This is a genomic window from Streptomyces aurantiogriseus (assembly GCF_014649375.1).
GTDB lineage: Bacteria > Actinomycetota > Actinomycetes > Streptomycetales > Streptomycetaceae > Streptomyces > Streptomyces aurantiogriseus.
Genome location: NZ_BMSX01000015.1, coordinates 268757 through 284715, shown reverse-complemented (window position 1 = coordinate 284715; position 15959 = coordinate 268757). Strand labels below are relative to the sequence as shown.

The window sequence follows — 15959 nt, the reverse complement described above, 5'->3', positions numbered from 1 at the left end:
CCGCGACGATCACACATCGTCAGCCCTCAACGACATCACGCCGCAAAGGTCAGTAGCGGTAAGTAGAAGCGAAATATCCAGGTCTTGACGGTCTGTGAATAACCGGGGCGGCTGCCGCTGCCCACAGGTAGGTGAGTGCACCAACGCACTCGCCGAATTGCCGGCCACTGCTGTGCGCAAGCGTGATCACCGTTGGACGCGCAGGGCGGAGGGGAGTGTCGGTGGCGTGGCAGGGGGTAACCGAGCCGAAGGCCGGTGGCGTCCGTCCCGAACGGGTCTGCTGAGCCTGGGACGCTGTCGGCACTGGGGCGCCGACTGAACACCTATGCCCAGGCATGGTGAAGGCGGGCCCGGCTGCTGCAACCAGGGCAGTCAGCGGTGCCGACGGGTGTGCTGTGCGGCTGATGCCGGGGGACGAGGGGGTGGTGTGGTTGTGAGATGCGCTCCGGACTGCGGCTTCGCGGAGCTGCTTTGGCGGGTTCCGGTGCCGTGGGCGAGTTCCTCGGCGAGGTGGGTGAGCAGTGGGGCGGGTGTGTAGGGGGAGGCGTGGATCGCCCAAGTGGGACGGTCGATGCTGGGGCCGGCCCAGAGGGTCCAGGTGGCGAGGGTGCTGTGCGGGTTTTGGGCCGCGAAGGCGTCGAACTGGACGCCGGCGTCGGCTTGGAGGGTTTCCCAGCGGATCCATCGTCCGTCGACGGTGTGCCTCCAGCCCGCGTCGGTGAGGGGACGGGTGGCTTCGGTGACGGTCTTCTCGGTGGCGGGGCTGCCGATGGCGGTCTCCCAGGCGTCTCCCTCGGCGAGCCTGTTCAGCAGGGTCTGGAGGACGGGTGCTGGGGTGGCGCCGGAGAGGGTGAGGTGCCACATCCGGTCGGAGACGGGGGTCTCGTAGGCGGCGATGGTCCAGGCAGTCTCGCGGGGATCGGCTTCGTGGACGAGTTCGGCTCGCAGGGTCTGTTCTTCGTGGATGGCGTGGGTGGTGTCGTCGGACCAGGTGCGCCACTTCTCCCACTCGTCGTGCTCGGCAAGGAACTGGTCGAGGATGGTGTCGTGGTCGCCGGGGGCGGCGGCGTAGGCGGGAACCGTTTCCGTTCTCTGGACGGGCTGTTCGGTCTTTACGGCGGCCGGTACGCCAAACGTGGCACGGGTTTCGGCGGTCTGGCGTTCGGTGTCGGTCATGGGTGCGGGACCGGGGCGCATGGTGTCGCCGTGGAGACGTTCAAAGGCTGCGAGGGCCTGGGCGGGTGAGTCGAAGGTGTCGGCGATCTGCCGCAGGTGGTTCTCGCCGTGGAGGTAGACGCTCTTGCCGCTGTCGCGGTAGGTGCCGACGGCGACGGTGGTGCCGCTGTCGTCGGCGTGGACGTGGATGATGAGCCGGCCGTGGCGGATGTCGTCGTGGATCTTCTGGGCTTCGTTGGAGACCTCCCGGATCTCCGTCCGGGTGCACCAGGGCATCGGGTAGTTGGCCCAGGTCCACTCCTCGTCGATCGCTTCGTGGAGCCGGGGGGTGATCTCGGTCGTGAAGCCGTCTGCGGTCAGGGCCTGTGCGGCCTTCTCGGCCCAGTGGGGCTCCTCGTGGTCGATGCGGGCCATGACCAGGGTGTCTTCGTCGAGGGCTTCGAAGCCGCGGGCGATGAGCAGAGCGCGGGCCGGCTCCTGTTGAGGGCCGGTGATCGTGGCGGTCACGGCGCTGGTGTGCGTGGGGTGGGTGTCGAGGCGGACGTGGGCGTCGGCGGAGGGGGTCGTCACGAAGGGGTGCTCGCTTCTGCCGGTGGCCGGACCCTTTCAGGTCCGGCCACCGGCGGGTTCGGGGTCAGCGGGAGATACGCGCGGCGGGTGGAGCCGTGGTCCGCGGCGGGCCCGCTCGGGGCGATGCCGTGGCCCTGGTGCGCGCGGGCGTGGTGGTCGGCGCCGGTGAGGTGGCGTGGTTCCAGCGGGTGCGCACGGCGGACAGGTCGGCGAGCGCGCGGCGGCTGCCGACGACGAGTTGATACGGGGTGGCCGCCGGGTCGTAGGTGAACGCCTCGATGCGGCGGCCCACTTGATGGGCGGTCGCGAGGACGGATCGCTGGAGGATCCGCTCGCCCCAGTGCTGCGGGGAACCGGCAGGTGTTCCAAGGAGGTTGAGCAGCTCGGTCGGCTCGGCCCCGGATGCGAGGAGGCCGCGATGCTGGGCCTCCCATAGGACCGTGACCGGGTCGACGGGGGCACGGCGCCGGGTCAGTGCGTGCAGGCACTGCCACAGCCCGGCGTGCACGGGGTGGGTGAAGTCGTCGGTGCTCAGCCACTGCATCTGCTCGACGTCAGCTGCGTGCGCCGTCGCGGTCGCGAGCAGCAGCCGTTCCTCGTCGACCGCTTCGTCGGCGTTGTAGGGGGACGCGCTCGGTGTGGGTGTCGGGGTGCGGGGCAGGGAGGCAGAGTGCGGGGGGAACCGTGCGGCGATGTCGTCCACGGCGCTGGCGAGGGCGTCGGCTGCGGCGAGGGTGGTGGGCACGGGGTGTGGGAGCGTGACGTCCGTCGCGGTCTGCGCGAGGCGCTCGGCGTGGGCGCGCAGGGTGCGGCGGGCGTGCTCGGTCTCGATCATCCGGGCGTAGGCGGACGCGTGCCTGGGCCACGGGCAGACCTGGATCAGCGTGTGGAGGTACGAGGCGGTCAGCCCCCGGGCCTGCTCGCGTGCGGCGGCGAGCACCGCGTTCAGCCAGCTGGTGTCCTGTGCGTGCTGGACCGGGTCGGGGGCCGGCAGATCGCGGATCGCGGCGAACAGGGCCCCGTGCGCGTAGTTGGAGAACGAGTCGGGCTCAACCCCGACGACGTCGTCGAGGCGGTGGGGCTCGAGGAGGAGGGCGCCGAGGAGTGCCTGCTCGGCGTAATACACGAGCTGCGGCGGATGCGTGTCGGGCAGGTCGTCGAGGTCCTCGTCCTCGTCGGGGTTGGGGGTGCGGGGCATCAGGCTGCCAGGGTGAAGTCGTCGGGGTTGAGGGGCACGCACAGGTGCGGGGCGAGGAGGTGTCCGGCGAGCAGCGGGGGCACGGCGTTGCCGATCTGGGAGAACTGCTGGCCTTTGTTGCCCTGCCACGGGTAGTCGGCGGGGAACGTCTGGAGGACACCGGCCTCGCGCGCGGTGATCCGGATCGGCTCCGGCGCGGCCTCGGTTCCGTTCTCCGGCTGTGTGCTGGCGGGTTCGGCGATCCAGGTGCATTCATTCGCGCGGTGCCCGAAGAACAGCGTGCCGGCCGGCTCTGCGATCGATCTGACGGTGGCGTTGGCCTGGTTGTTGCTGCGCAGGGACCAGGACCAGCGGTGGGCTTCCGCGGTGAAGGTCGGCGCTGGGGCGTCGGCGGGTCGGTTGTCCCGTGCGCCGTACAGAGCGGCCCAGCCTGCTCCTTCCCGGCGGGAGTGCAGGACGATCCCGTCGGCGCGGGGTGTCCAGGTGCCTCGGTCTCGGGCGTCGGAGAGGGTCTTGCGTGAGCCGGAGGGGAAGGGCTCGGGGCCGCCTCCTGGGCCGCCGCCGGCACACACGGTGGGGACGGGTCGGTCGGTGGCGCCCCAGCCGAGGGCCTCGGCCATGCTGACCCATCGGGCGCGGCCTGGCCCGAACAGCGACTCGGGTTCGGCGATCTGAGCGTGGGTGGGAGCGGGTGGTTCGGCCGTACGGACCCGGGAGGCGAGCAGGATCGCGCGCTTTCTCGTCTGCGGTACGCCGTAGTCGGCGGCGTTGAGGATGCCGGTCCACACGGAGAATCCCCACCGGCGGAGGATGGCCGCGTACTGCCGCCATAGCGGCAGAACGTCGGGGACCTCTTCCATGGCGACCCACTCCGGTTCGCCCACCGTGTTCAGAGCGTGGAGGTAGCGCATGGGCTCGGCGGCCAGCAGACTGCGCTCGTCCCGGCAGGCCGCTAGCAGCTGCTCGCGGGTGTCGCGCCCGGCGGCGAGGTCCGCGACCGCCTGGTGGACCAGAGGTTGGTCCACCAGGCCGAGGCGCTTGCCGGCCATCGACCATGCCTGGCAGGGCGGGCTCGCGATGAGCCCGACGGTTTGTCCGAGGAAAGGCCGGACGGGATACAGCGCTACGTCTGTGCGAATGGTCAACTGCCCTGCTGCCGCACGGGTCTTGCAGGCCCATTCGTCCCATTCCAGGCCCACGTCCCGTACGCCGAGGACGGTCAGAGCGTGGCTCCAACCACCCGGCCCCGAGAACAGGTCCAGGATTATCAAGAGGCCAGTCCGAAGTCGTCCTGTACGGGCTCGACTTCACTTCGGCAGGCCCATGGGGAGCAGCCGTCGATGACGCCCTGCTCAAGGTCCGCCAGGTCCGGCCCAGTGTCGGTGAGTTCCTGCTGCATCGCCGCCCATTCGGCGGCGGTGATGTGGTCGATCGGAGCTTCGCTGAGAGGGACACGGGAGCGGTGGAGAAACGCTTCGCCGAGCAGCTTGTTGCCGGTGGCGTTGGCGCGGGCGTTTCCCTGGCGGATGGCGGCGTCGAACTCCACCACGTCCTGCCATTCCTCTGGGGAGTTGTCGCGGATGTGGCGCCATTGGGCGTTTCCGTGGAACGGGCATCCGAGGCAACTCGATTTCGGGGTGTCGGCCAGTCCGAGCGAGGTCAGGTAGCGGACGCAGTCGGATCGCGACCAGCCCATCTCGATGAGAGGATGCCGATTGCGCATGTAGCGGACGTCGGCGTCCTTGGCTCGGTGGAATTCGTCGGTGGAAATGCCGACCCACTGCTCGACGAATATACTCTTGGGGATGCGTGCCGGGTAGGGGTAGCCGAGGAGTTCTCGGACTTTCTTTTTGATCGGTTTTATTTTGTATTCCCCTGTGCATTGGCGTCGGGTCATCCCGGGTTTGCCGTCCTTGTTGAGGACGTAGAGAGGCATGGACGCGAAGCGGTGTTCCGGGTCCAGGGCGTCCTTGCGGATGTTGCCGGAGGAGACACGGAGGACAGGTATTCCCGCGGGTTCGGCTACCTCGCGTTCCAGGCGGTCCAGGTGCGCATAGACAGCCCTGGGCTCCCATCCCGTGTCGGCGAAAATGGCATAGTCGACCTTCGGGAGAATCCGTCCCGCCGACAGGGCAAGCATGGCGCTGGACTGAATCCCCGCGCCTAGTGAAATTGCTCGGAAATAGGGGAGTTCGGAAATGAGGGATCCTTGGTGAGGTGAGGGCGGGGCTTTGGCCCGGCGGCAAGGCGGGCGATGCGGGCGCTGATGAGCGCGGGGTGGCGGATGGGCAGGGCGTGCGTGGTGCGGGGGACGATTTCCAGGCGGGCGGCGGGCAAGCGGTGGGCCAGCTGCTTGGTGTGGGCGGCGGGGATGTGCTGGTCGTCCGCGCCGGCGATCAGCAGCAGCCGCCCGCCGAGCTGCTCCAGCACGGCCAGGCGGCGGGCCCGGTAGCCGCGCAGGGACTGCCAGAGCGCTGCGAGATCCGCGGTGGGCGTGTGGCGTACGGCGTGCCGACACGGCGGCGGTCCGTCGTCCGCCCCGGTGGCAGTGCGGGGTATGAGGGTGTAGCGGTGGGTGTCGGGCAGCAGGCGCCGCACCCGGTCCACGGCCCGGGGCGCGTGGGTGCAGGCCAGGGCGAACAGACTGCGTCCGGCGGCCAGAAGCAGGGCGCGCGGGCCGCGGCCGGGCAGCACGCTCGCCCCGTGTGCGGTGGCCGACAGCAGCACCATGCCCCGGATCCGGGACAGGAGCTGGGGACGTAGGGCGGCGAGTTCCTGCAGGACGAGTGCGCCCAGGGAATGGCCGGCGAGCACCAGCGGCCCGGTGGGGGCGAGGGCGCGCAGGATCTGGCTCAGGTCGTCGGCGAGCTGCTCGATGGTCATCGGCGCATCGCCGCGCGGAGTGCGGCCGTGCGCGCGGTGGTCGTAGCGCAGGACTCTGAAGCCAAGGCCGGTCAGATGCCGGGCGTGGAGGCGCCACAGGTCCGCGGTGACCGACGCGCCGTGCACCAGCACGATCGTCGCGCCGTCGGACCGCGGGCGGGCCGGGGTGTCGAGGTAGACGGCCAACGGGGTGCCGTCAGCGGCGGATGCCGACAACACCTCAGTGGCAGAACGCGAATTGAGCACAGGGGGACTCCGGAGGGGATGCGTAGGGTGCAGCCGTGCGCTGTCCAGACAGCGCTGGCGATGCCAGCCGTTCGGCCCGTACTGCGGGCGGCCCACCTGATGAGGGCGGCCGGACGCCCAGTAGCGGCCTGGGCACTCGGGCGGTCAGCGGCGACGGGCACGGGGTCCCCGGACCTCTGGGACGCTGGGGGGTGAGGTGAAATGCGCTGGTGGAGCGGGTGGCCAGAGTTCGGTCGCCGTGGACGGGTACGTGGCCCGGGCGAGGTGGTTGAGGACGGCCAGGCCCTTGGGGGTCAGTGCCAGGCGCTGACCCATGAGGGACGCGGGGTGGGCGGTGTGATCGCGGTAGGCCAGGCCCTTGCGTTCCAGCGCGTGCCACGTTGTGATCGCGATGTGCGACGAGGTTTGGGTGTCCACAAAGTGCGAGCCGTTGCTCCGCTGTCGCACTCGACTGGGCGTCCGTGCGAGAACCCGCAGGGCGGCGCGCTGCTGCCAGGTCAGACGCCGTATGGACGACAGCTCGGGCGTGGAGAACGGCAGTTCGGCAGGACCGGAGGGCTGGGGGGCCTTGTGCCGCGTGGAACGAGACGGTGGGTTGGTGCCGGTCATCGCGTGTGTCCCGGGGACTGCTTTGTCGCAGGAGGCGTTGCGGCCGCTGCTGGTGCGGGGGCCGTGGTGTGCTTGTGCTGGGCGAGGGCACGATGGCCTTCGGCGGTGGCGTGAAGGTGCTGGCCCTGGTGCAGGGACGTCGTGGTGTTCACCTCGACGAGTCCTCGTTTGATCAGGGCGCTGAGGGTGGCGACGTTCACGGTGGCCCGGTCCTTATCGATGGCCTTGAGCACGCCGTAACGGCTGATCACGTAGCGGGTGCCGCCACCTACGGACAGTCGGGCGAGGACTGCGTACTGGCTGTCCGTGATCTTCGGCGCCGGTGTCGCCTGGTTCTGTTCGGCGTGCTGCTTCAAGTCCCGGGTGATGCCGCTCGCGAGGTAGTAGCAGCCGGTGTAGGCGAGGTCGAGCTGGTGGGCGGCGTTCGCGAGGTGTTCCGCCATGGCGGGGACCGCCTCCGCGTGCCGCGCCGTGCGCACGGCTGCTTCATCGGCCGGCGAGCTGGGGAACGGGGCGCCCGGAGGGCCGGGGAAGGGGGCGCCCTCCAGTGGGTTGGCCTCCAGCGCGCAGGCCAAGTCGCATGCGGCGAAACTGGCGGCGGAGACGACGGAGGCGAGTAGTTCCAGAGCCGGGCGGCTGCCGGGTACGGCGGTGTACTCGCTGCCGTCGAGGGCGTCGAGGCGTTCTATGGCACGTTGGACCAGCTCGTGCGTGGCCAGGACCTTCGAGGTGAGCTGCTGCCGGGCATCGGTGCCGGGCGTCAGGGCGAGCGAGCGAATCTCGCTGTGCAAGTTCTCGAAGTCACCGCCGAGTTGCCGCAGTCGGGCGATCTCGGCGTGCAGGTCGATCTGACGCATGGTGCTGTGCTCCGGGTGAGGGGGACAGTGGTCAGCGGCTGCGCCGCTGCACCTGTGTGGTGGGCGGTGATGCGGGCTCAGCACCGGGGCGGGATGGTGCCGGTGGGATGTCCTGCGTGGTCGCGATGCCGAGGTCGATACGCACGCTGATGCCGTCGGCGTAGAGGTGGGCCTCGGCGCGGACAACGGCGCTGAGTGCGTCGCGTTCACCGAGCCTGGGCGGTAGGCCGTACTGGCGCTTCGCCCCCGCTGACGTGAAGCCATGCCGGACGAGGATGGCGGCGGCCTGGTCCGTGGCCGCGGTCGCGGTGACCTTGTCGTCGGTGAAGCTGATGGACACGTCGGGCTGGGCTGCCGGGCTTGCGTCGTGCTGGCGTGTGGTCCAAGCGAGGTCGACGAGATCCAGGGTGTAGGCCATCAACCCGTAGGCCGAGACGCCAGCGCGCTCGTGCGCGTCCTCAGCAGTCTCGGGCGGCAGGAGGAAGAGCATGCGGCCCTGGTGCTCGCGAGCGGTGAACCCCGCCCCGGTCAGGATGCGGGCGGCGTTGCGGATACGGCGGTTGAGGACGACGAAGGTCCATCCGTCGCCGGTCGAGCCGATGAAGACGTCGTGGTGGTCGGTTAGAGCCATGGTGCTCCAGGGGGTCAGGGGCGGTGAGCGCGATCCGTGCGCGTGGCGCCGCCCGGTCAGGCAGCCGTGCCGTAGTCGCCCTGCCCGGGCGCGTGCTTGGCGACGGCGCGGGCGGTGATGGCCTTCGAGGCGCGGGCGGAGGCGGCGGACAGTTCGTCGGCGCCGGGCTCCAGGTACCAGGGGCGCAGGTCGAGCATGGCGGCGCGCATGCCGGTGGCGAAGCACAGGGCGGTGCCCTTGGGCAGGGCGCGGATCGCGTCGGCGGGCAGGATCCGCTCCTGGCGCATCGACACGGAGGTCGATTTGCCGGATTCGGAGTGGGAGGTGGAGGTGGTCTCCACGTCGTGGTCGCCGATCAGCCGGGAGAGTTTGTCGGCGAAGTCCGGGTCGTCGATGCCGGAGCCGATGACCTTCACGGTCGAGGCGGACCACATGGCGTCCATGCCGGCGTCGCCCCAGACTTTCTGGCCCTGGCGGTAGGACTGGAGGATGGTGATGGGGATGATCCCGCGGCTGCCGAGGTGGGAGTACAGGTCCGGCAAGTCGCTGATCTTGCAGACGTTGGCGGCCTCGTCGAGGATCGCGAGCATCGGCGGATCGAGCCGTCCGCCGGCGCGCTCGGCCTGTGTGGTCGCGGCCCGCATCACGGAGTCCGCGCACGCGGCAATCAGCGCTGAGGCGCCGCCTCCGCCGTCCTTCGACAGCAGGTAGAGCGTGTCGGTGGAGGTGACGAACTGCGACGGGCGGAATTCGGGGACGTCCTTTTGCGGGGTGACCCACGCGGCGATCTGGGAGTTCAGCAGGGCGGCTGCGTACTGGCGGGCCGTCTCGTAGATGCCGTCCCTCGTCTCGGGCGGGCCCTCCACGGTGCCCTTGAGCTGCGCGGCGACGGCCGTGAAGTCGTGGTCACGGAGGATGTCGAGCGGGGTGCGGTCGGCGGGGAAGGCGAGCCATTGCATGACGTCCGTGATCGGGCGTTCGTCGAGGGCGGCGGCGAGGAAGAGCTGGGAGAGGATGTTGGATCCGGCTTTGGACCAGAAGTCGCCCTGCTGGCTCGCGTCGACGCTCGCGGCGAGGAAGTGGCCGGCCAACCGGCCGGCGCCGTCCAGGGTCTTGGCGTCGGCGAGGGGGTTCCACCACATCTGGCGGGCGGCGTGCGCGATCTGCTGGGGGTCCATCGACCAGACCCGGCCCGCCTCAGAGCGGGCGTCGAGGGTGGCGGTGTAGGCGTCGCCGGCGGCCTTGTTGGAGGTCAGCAGGACCGGCCCGGGTGCAGCCAGGATCGAGGGGATCGCGAGGCTGGTGGTCTTGCCGGATCGTGGTGCCATGATCGCGACCGCGACGTCCTCGTACCCCATACGGACCTCGTGTCTCGTCCCCTGAAGGTTGCCGAGGAGGACGCCGGTGTCCTTGGCGTCGATGTGCTTGGCGGTCTTCAGGCTCGGGCGCAGGGAGCGGGCCTTGGCGGTGATCGCCTTGGCCATCAGGGGCTCGATGTCCTTCGGCTTGGCCATCCCGGCGATCTTCTTCTTCCGGCCGCCGCCACTCGTCTTGTGGCGGGAGGCCAGAACCCCGACCACGGCGCCGAGCGCGAGCAGCGCTGCGATCGGGACGATCCGGGCGCCTACCAGCAGGGACGTTTCTCCGGCCGTCGGCCAGAGCTGGTCGGGGTGGAGCAGGGCGGCGGTCGGCTGGTAGGGCGCCAAGTCGTGGCCGGTCAGCCAGGCGGTGACATTGCCGGACAGCCAGGCGAGGTGGGACAGGGGGATGACGACGGCGAGCACCCCGAGGAAGAGGCGGAAGGCGATGTCGTACCCGTCGGATGAGCTGTTGGTGGGAGGAGGCAAGGGCGGTGTGCGCTTCTGGGAGGGAGCGGGCGGCGGAGATCAGCGGGTGCGGCCAGGGCCGGTCGGAGGACGTCGCGGGGTCGGCGTGTTCGTCTGCGGGGCAGCTCGTCGGGCGGCGAGCGACCGGACGCGGCCCTCCAGCGCGGAGGCGACCTGGGCGGCGGGCAGTTCCCGGAAAGTGCGGGTGATGAGCTTGGTGCCGTAGGCGGGGATGCTGAGCGGGCTGCCGGTGCGCGGGAGTGGGCTTGGGTCGGCGAGGGCGCGGGTGAACGCAGTGATCAAACGTGGCGGGGCGTGCTCGCCGAAGCGGGCCTGCCACACCGGGCCCTGGGTCTCGCTGAGCGTGGTGGTGGCCCACCAGCAGTCGGACGTGGCGCTGACGTAGTGCTCGACGTGGGCCTTGCCATCGGGTGAGACGAGCCTGTCCTTGTCGGGAGCGGGCGTCCAGCCGGCCATCATGAGCGGTTCGTACGGGTCGGTTTCTGAGGCGGGGGCGTAGCTCGGGTCGGTCAGGGCGTCGGTGACGGCAGCGATGATCTCGACCGGGGTGCGGGCGCCGAAGCTCGCGTACCAGGCGGGCCGGTCCGGCTCGGGGGCGTGCTGCAGGTTCCACCACTGCCTTTCGGGGGCGGGCTCCAGACGCAGGAGGCCCTTCTGGTCGGGGCTGGAGAGGATGACGCGTGGCATCAGGGGGTCGTGGCTGTAGCTCCAGCCGCAGGCGCGGTGCAGGGGGACGGTGACCCATGCGGGATCGCCGCCGCCTGCCAGGTGACGCGGGGCGACGAAGCCGACCTCCACGGTCTCGGGGGTCTTGGGCACCGTCAGCTCCGTACCTTGCCGGCCCGGCCGGTCGAGGGGGCTGCAGTCGCGGTCGGCGGCGGGGCCAGGGGCGAGGGGGCGTGCCGGGCGGCGGCGTTGATGTCACGGATGGCGTGACCGTGGGTGGCCCAGTCGTCGAGGGAACTCCACGCTTCGGCGTGGTGCACGGCGAGCGCGTCGTCGAACGTCTCGGTGCCGGGGCGGGCGTCAGCAGGGAGACTGTCGCGGGTCTGCAACCACTTCTCGTGCAGGGCGTCGAGGCGGTCGAGCGCCTCGTGCAGGACGCCCAGTTGCCACACCCAGCGGTTCTGCACCGTGTGGGCAGGCAGGTGCGTGAGCTGGGTCTGGGCAGTGGCCAGGAGATGGTGCGCGCCGTCGCGGACGTTCTCGAACGCCTCGGCGGTGGCGGCGTCGCGCAGGCTGGCGCGGCGGCCGTAGGCGTCATCGTCGTAGGGCCACCCGTCGAGGTCAGTGGCCTCGTCGGAGTACGCGTTCCAGGAGTCGAGGATCTTCTGGCTGTCGCGCAGGAAGCGGCCGAGATGGTTGAGCAACGCGCGGTGGGAGTCGGGAGGTGTGGGAATGGCGGGTTCCTTGTAGGAGGCGGGGGCTTGAGCCGACTGCGGCCGGTTGGTCAGCGCCGGAGGGGAGATGCCGAGGTCGTGGGCGACGGCGCCAGGGCCTTGTTGGTGGCTGGCTGCTTACGGCGGCGAGCGGCGCGTGCCTGGGTGCGGAGAGCGTCGAGCCGGGTGGTGTGCGCGTCGACCACCTGCTGTGTGGTCAGCGGGCTCGGCTCCTGCACGGCGCTGTAGTGAGCGGTGCGGTCGTACATGCCGCGCTGGAGCGGGGTGGTGTCGGCGAGCGCGGTGACGAATGCGCTGACCAGGTGTGAGGGTGTGTGGTGGTCGAACCAGGCGTGCCAGATGCGGGGGCCCACGGGATGGCCGTGGCCCTGTTCGCGCGTCTCGATGTGCCAGGACGGCGTATCCCGGTCGCCGAGGGGACGCAGCTCGATATGGCACTTGGCGTCCGGCGAGTGGGCGCTGTTGTGTGCGTCGAGCAGCCAGCCGGCCGAGGACAGCGTCTGCCAGGGATCAGGACGCCCGGTGCGCGGTGGGCAGACGAGGGCGTCGGTGACGCTGCTGAGGATCTCGGCGGGCACGAGTTCACCGAACTCGGCGTACCAGCCCCGTTTTGTGTCTGTGGCCTCGGCCCGCAACCGCCACCAGGCGGAGGTGGCGGACTGCGGGTCGAACTGCAGGCTGTGACGGCCATCGGGGCTGCGCAGGACGATTTCCGCGCTCAGGAGGTCGGAGGTGCGGGTCCATCCGACTGCGGCGAGGCCGTGGGTGACCTGGCGGGCGTCGCCGGGGCCGGCGAGGTGGCGGGGACTGGTGTCGAACGGGATCCGCCAGGCGTGCTTGTCGGCGAACTCGGCGAGCTGCCGGTCGCTCACCGGCATCGGCTGCACTCCGGCATGTTCGGCGAGTTGTTCGCGAGCAGGGTGCGCAGGTCGTCGAGGACGTAGTGGAGGGTGTGCTGGTCGGTCTGCTCCCACGCGGCGGTGCGCAGCTCGTCGACCAGGCCGTGCAGGTTGGGGGAGCGCAGTGTGTCCGGGTGGTCGACCACGGCGCGGGCGAGGGCGCGCAAAGTGTCGCCGAGCTGGACGGGGATGCCGGTGTACTCGTCGAGCAGCGGCTCGACCAGGGCGAGCGCCTCGCTGGGGTCGGGGTCGTCGCGCAAGTAGTCGGTGAGCCGGGACAGGGTCTCGGTGGCGGCGTGGATGTCGTCCGGGGTCAGTGCGGGCACAGGGCTCCTTGGGAACGGTTCGGTTGGTCAGCGGCGCGCGCGGGCGTGGCTGGCGGTGGCGTGGGGGCGGGCTGTGGTGCGGGGCCCGTTCGTCGTCCAGGTGCGGGCCCAGGTGGCGGCGCGGGCGGCGGAGACGCGGGCCTGCTGCCAGGCGCTGAGCTGGGAGGGGAGAACGGAGACGGAGGTGGTGCGGATCTGCGTGCTGTGCGGGACGCGGCCGCGGGGCCGCATCACGGGTTCGGGGCTGGCGAGCGCGGTGGAGAAGGCCTGCACGAGGTGCATGGGGGTGGAGGCGGTGAACATCGCGGTCCAGCCGTTGCCCTGCTGGTCGTGTGCTCCGGACCACCACATGGCGTGGCCGGGCTGGTCCTCGCGGAACTGCATCCACGCAGTCCCGTCCGGGCTCCGTGCGGTGAAGTGCTCTGCGTCGCGGGTGGTGTCCCAGTGCTGTTCCTGAAGCGGGGCCCAGACGTTGGGGGCGTGCGCGGAGCGGGGACGGGTGAGGGCGTCGGTCAGCCCGGCGACGATCTCCACGGGCGTGTGCCGGCCCAAGGACACGGTCCATTCGTCCTGGTGTGCCGTAGCCTTGCTGTGGATCGTCCAACCGCCCGGCTGGACATAGGGGTTGTATCCGATCCGTATGGTGCGGTCGGGGCTGTCGAGGACGAGCGGGCCATTGCGTTTGGACTTGTCCTGCCATCCGCAGGCGCGCAGGAACTCCGAGACATGTCTCAGGTCGCCGCCTCCGGCGAGGGAACGGGGCTCAACGAGGTAGTGCTGCTCCGCCTGCTCACCGGGTCCCCAGCCCTGCCAGTGTTTCCTCTTCACCGGCGCCGCCGTACGACGAGCGGGGCAGCGGTCGGGGGCTTCGCGGTGGTGGTGGGGCGTGTGCTGAGTTCGGTGAGGGCGCCGGCGTGTTCATCGAGGTCCAGGCCGATGTCATGGAGTTCGTTCGCGGCCCGGCCGAGGGCGAGCCACACCTCCGCTGGCAGGGCGCCGTGTTCGGCCTGGGTCTTGGCGAAGACGCTGCCGGTGGCCATGAGGCCGGTGAATCGGCCGAGGATTCCCTCCTCGGGGTCGAGCACGCGCGCGAGGGCCCGCATGGTTGCTTCTGGCGAAAGGCCGGGCTGGGCGAGGTACTCGGTGAGGTCGCTGAGCTGGCGGCCGATGCTGTCGGTGAGGGAATCGGCGTAGGTCTTCTGGTGGGCGCGGGGCATGGTCCTCCTGGGCGGGGCCGGGGCCGGGGTCAGTGGTGGTGGCGGTGGCCGATCCGCTGGGCCTCGTCGAGCGCGCTCTCGGGGCGTGCGCCGGACAGCGGTGCGCTCCGGTCAGGGCCGGTGGCGATGCAGGCGCGCAGGTAGTGGCGGAACAGGGCAGTTGCCAGGCGCGGTTTGAAGCGGCGGGACATGGGCGGTGGTGTGCGGGGGGTTACGGGTTTCTCCGGTGGGCGGTGCGGTCTGGGGGGTGGCCCCGGCGGGCGCCGGGGCCACCGTTCGGGCTTACGCCGTGTGTCGAGGCGAAGCGTTGGCTGAGGTTGCTGGGGCGGGGGGTGTGGGCCTAGGGACCTGGGGCCGGGAGTGCCGGGCACATCAGGGCGTGCGCGGCCGCGGTGGTCTTGAGGCGCTGCTCCTGGGCGTGCAGACCGTGCGGAAGACAGTGGTAGTCGCTGCGCGGGCCAGGCGCGTTGAGGAATCCCCCGGCCGTCTGCAGGATGCCGGCTGCTTGCTCGGTGCCGCCGAGCGCGACGACCAGCCCGGTCCGTGCGTCCTTGGTGATGGTGATGTACTCCAGCACCCCCGAAGTCGGGCTCGGAGCTGTCCTGCCTCATCGGCTCCGCGCGGTGGAGGTGCGGGTCTGGGGCGGCAACGCCGCCGACGCGGAGGCCGTGGGAGCGAACCGGCCCGAGGGGTGCTGGAGCGCGGTGGCGATGCCCTGGGCCGCGAGCTGCGCGCCGGCCCCGCGGACGGCTCGCGCCTGGGCTGCGGTGTCGTCGCCGCTCAGCCGATAGACATCGGTGTGCTGGTCGTGGACGAACCCGTTGGCGATCAGGACAGCGGCGGCCGTGTCGCTGGCGGGGGCGGTGGTGAGACTGCCGTCGGCCTGCCAGGTCAGGACGACCCGCTCCGGCTGGGACGGCCGTGTGGTGGTGGGCTCCTCGGACAGGTCCGTGGCGTTCTGGCGGACCTGGGCGAGCGCGGCGTCGTACCGGGCCAGCAGGTCGCCGGCGACCGCCTCGGCGCTCAGAAACGGATCGTCGCTCAAAGAGATCCCGTCCGGCTCCCGTATCCCCCGGAACGCCTCCCCGGGGACATCACGCGGGGCGACGGCGGCGATGAGAAAGCCGTCCCGCTCGTCGTGGCGGTCGAGGAGGACGAGCTGGGCGCCGTCCTCGCGGGTCAGGACGGCTCCGTGTTCCAGCGGGTGTTCGACAAGGGACTCGGCGACGAGATCCATGTCCCAGACCTGGTCGCCAAGTTCGGCGAGGTCGTCCTTGTGCTCCGGCGGGTGGTAGGTGCTGCTCCAGGCACCGGGCAGTTCCCCGGCGAGTACGTCGGCGAACGACGCGAGGCGGCCGGGATCGTAGTCGTGGTCGTGCATGTCTTCCTTCGCAAGGTGGGAGGGGTCAGCGGCGCGGGCCGGTGACGGCAGGGGGCGGGACCGGCACGGTGCGCGGCAGCGGAGGGCAGGCGCACACGGCCGAGGCTTCGCGCTGCGCGCCGGAAACGTCCCGCGTGCAGGCGCCGCGGCCGGGGTGTGGGGCATGCCGGTCGGCGAGCGCGTTGCGCGTATTGGCGAGGTCGCCGCGAATGACGCCGAGGCGCTCGTCGGCGAGGTAGCGCAGGCGCCGGGCGACATAGGTGTCGGCCGGGTCGCCGAGACCGTCGTGGAAGTCGGCGGTCGCGGTGAGGACCGCCTCGATGCCCGCGAGGATGCCGTCGTGGGAGGCGGTCAGCTCGGTGAGTACCTCGACCGCTTCCTCGGTCGTGGTGACCTCACGGATGCGGTCGGCGAGCTGGGCGGCCTGGGCGCCGAGGGGTAGATAGCGGGGCGGGTGCCGGTCGGTGTCGAACTGTGGGTCGCAGTCGACGTGATAGCCGGCGGCCCGCAGCCGGGCCACGGCGTCGGTGGCGAGGCGGATTTCCTCGGCCTCGGCGAGATCCACGGGTGCCCGGTGGTGGGTCTCATGGACACGGACTTCGGGCACGAAGCCGCAGCGCTGGAGAATGCTGTGGGCCTCGGGGGCTCCGCCGCGGGCGAGGACCTCGCCGGAGTGGGGATCGCGGTGGACGCCCAGAAAGCGATCGGCGAGAGGCAAA

18 protein-coding genes are annotated in these 15959 nt (G+C 70.9%); all 18 read right to left on the bottom strand.

All coding sequences use genetic code 11. The annotated features are described in order from the left end of the window. Nucleotides 1-372: 372 nt before the first annotated feature. On the bottom strand, nt 373-1746 hold the full coding sequence (locus IE263_RS29830; protein ID WP_189940916.1) for an SPDY domain-containing protein: 1374 nt from the start codon (nt 1744-1746) through the stop codon (nt 373-375). 64 nt (nt 1747-1810) lie between these two features. Continuing rightward, the gene (locus tag IE263_RS29825; protein ID WP_189940915.1) at nt 1811-2944 is read right to left on the bottom strand and encodes a DnaB-like helicase N-terminal domain-containing protein; all 1134 of its coding nucleotides are present in this window, start codon (nt 2942-2944) and stop codon (nt 1811-1813) included. Then, nucleotides 2944-4212: a DNA cytosine methyltransferase gene (locus tag IE263_RS29820; protein WP_189940942.1), complete on the bottom strand. Its 1269-nt coding sequence runs from the start codon at nt 4210-4212 to the stop codon at nt 2944-2946. Before IE263_RS29820 ends, IE263_RS29825 begins: the two co-directional genes overlap by 1 nt. Beyond that, nucleotides 4212-5084, bottom strand: coding sequence for an adenine nucleotide alpha hydrolase family protein (locus tag IE263_RS29815; RefSeq protein WP_189940914.1), 873 nt, complete (start codon nt 5082-5084; stop codon nt 4212-4214). Before IE263_RS29815 ends, IE263_RS29820 begins: the two co-directional genes overlap by 1 nt. Before the next feature lie 23 nt (nt 5085-5107). Beyond that, the gene (locus IE263_RS29810) at nt 5108-6046 is read right to left on the bottom strand and encodes an alpha/beta fold hydrolase (RefSeq protein ID WP_189940913.1); all 939 of its coding nucleotides are present in this window, start codon (nt 6044-6046) and stop codon (nt 5108-5110) included. Between the two features lie 632 nt (nt 6047-6678). Beyond that, nucleotides 6679-7539: a hypothetical protein gene (locus IE263_RS29805; RefSeq protein ID WP_189940912.1), complete on the bottom strand. Its 861-nt coding sequence runs from the start codon at nt 7537-7539 to the stop codon at nt 6679-6681. A 31-nt stretch (nt 7540-7570) separates the two neighbouring features. Beyond that, nucleotides 7571-8170, bottom strand: coding sequence for a hypothetical protein (locus IE263_RS29800; protein WP_189940911.1), 600 nt, complete (start codon nt 8168-8170; stop codon nt 7571-7573). Nucleotides 8171-8226: 56 nt separating this feature from the next. Then, nucleotides 8227-10017, bottom strand: a complete 1791-nt coding sequence (locus tag IE263_RS29795; RefSeq protein ID WP_189940910.1) for a TraM recognition domain-containing protein — start codon at nt 10015-10017, stop codon at nt 8227-8229. 39 nt (nt 10018-10056) lie between these two features. After that, complete coding sequence (locus IE263_RS29790) at nt 10057-10836, bottom strand: SPDY domain-containing protein (protein WP_189940909.1); 780 nt, start codon at nt 10834-10836, stop codon at nt 10057-10059. 2 nt (nt 10837-10838) lie between these two features. Next, nucleotides 10839-11387 carry a hypothetical protein gene (locus IE263_RS29785; protein ID WP_229911232.1) on the bottom strand — a complete coding sequence of 183 codons (549 nt, stop codon included), beginning with the start codon at nt 11385-11387 and terminating at the stop codon, nt 10839-10841. A gap of 80 nt (nt 11388-11467) precedes the next feature. Then, complete coding sequence (locus IE263_RS29780; protein WP_189940908.1) at nt 11468-12295, bottom strand: SPDY domain-containing protein; 828 nt, start codon at nt 12293-12295, stop codon at nt 11468-11470. Continuing rightward, a complete protein-coding gene (locus IE263_RS29775; protein ID WP_189940907.1) occupies nt 12286-12642 on the bottom strand; it encodes a hypothetical protein in 357 nt (118 codons plus the stop codon). The genes IE263_RS29780 and IE263_RS29775 overlap by 10 nt, the downstream gene beginning before the upstream one ends. A gap of 27 nt (nt 12643-12669) precedes the next feature. Continuing rightward, on the bottom strand, nt 12670-13470 hold the full coding sequence (locus tag IE263_RS29770; RefSeq protein WP_189940906.1) for an SPDY domain-containing protein: 801 nt from the start codon (nt 13468-13470) through the stop codon (nt 12670-12672). Next, nucleotides 13467-13859: a hypothetical protein gene (locus IE263_RS29765; RefSeq protein ID WP_189940905.1), complete on the bottom strand. Its 393-nt coding sequence runs from the start codon at nt 13857-13859 to the stop codon at nt 13467-13469. Before IE263_RS29765 ends, IE263_RS29770 begins: the two co-directional genes overlap by 4 nt. A 29-nt stretch (nt 13860-13888) precedes the next feature. Further along, a complete protein-coding gene (locus tag IE263_RS29760; RefSeq protein ID WP_189940904.1) occupies nt 13889-14050 on the bottom strand; it encodes a hypothetical protein in 162 nt (53 codons plus the stop codon). 149 nt (nt 14051-14199) lie between these two features. Next, nucleotides 14200-14436 carry a hypothetical protein gene (locus tag IE263_RS29755; protein WP_229911231.1) on the bottom strand — a complete coding sequence of 79 codons (237 nt, stop codon included), beginning with the start codon at nt 14434-14436 and terminating at the stop codon, nt 14200-14202. Nucleotides 14437-14466: 30 nt separating this feature from the next. Next, nucleotides 14467-15240 carry a hypothetical protein gene (locus IE263_RS29750; RefSeq protein ID WP_189940903.1) on the bottom strand — a complete coding sequence of 258 codons (774 nt, stop codon included), beginning with the start codon at nt 15238-15240 and terminating at the stop codon, nt 14467-14469. A gap of 25 nt (nt 15241-15265) precedes the next feature. After that, nucleotides 15266-15958: a hypothetical protein gene (locus IE263_RS29745; RefSeq protein ID WP_189940902.1), complete on the bottom strand. Its 693-nt coding sequence runs from the start codon at nt 15956-15958 to the stop codon at nt 15266-15268. Nucleotide 15959 lies beyond the last annotated feature (1 nt).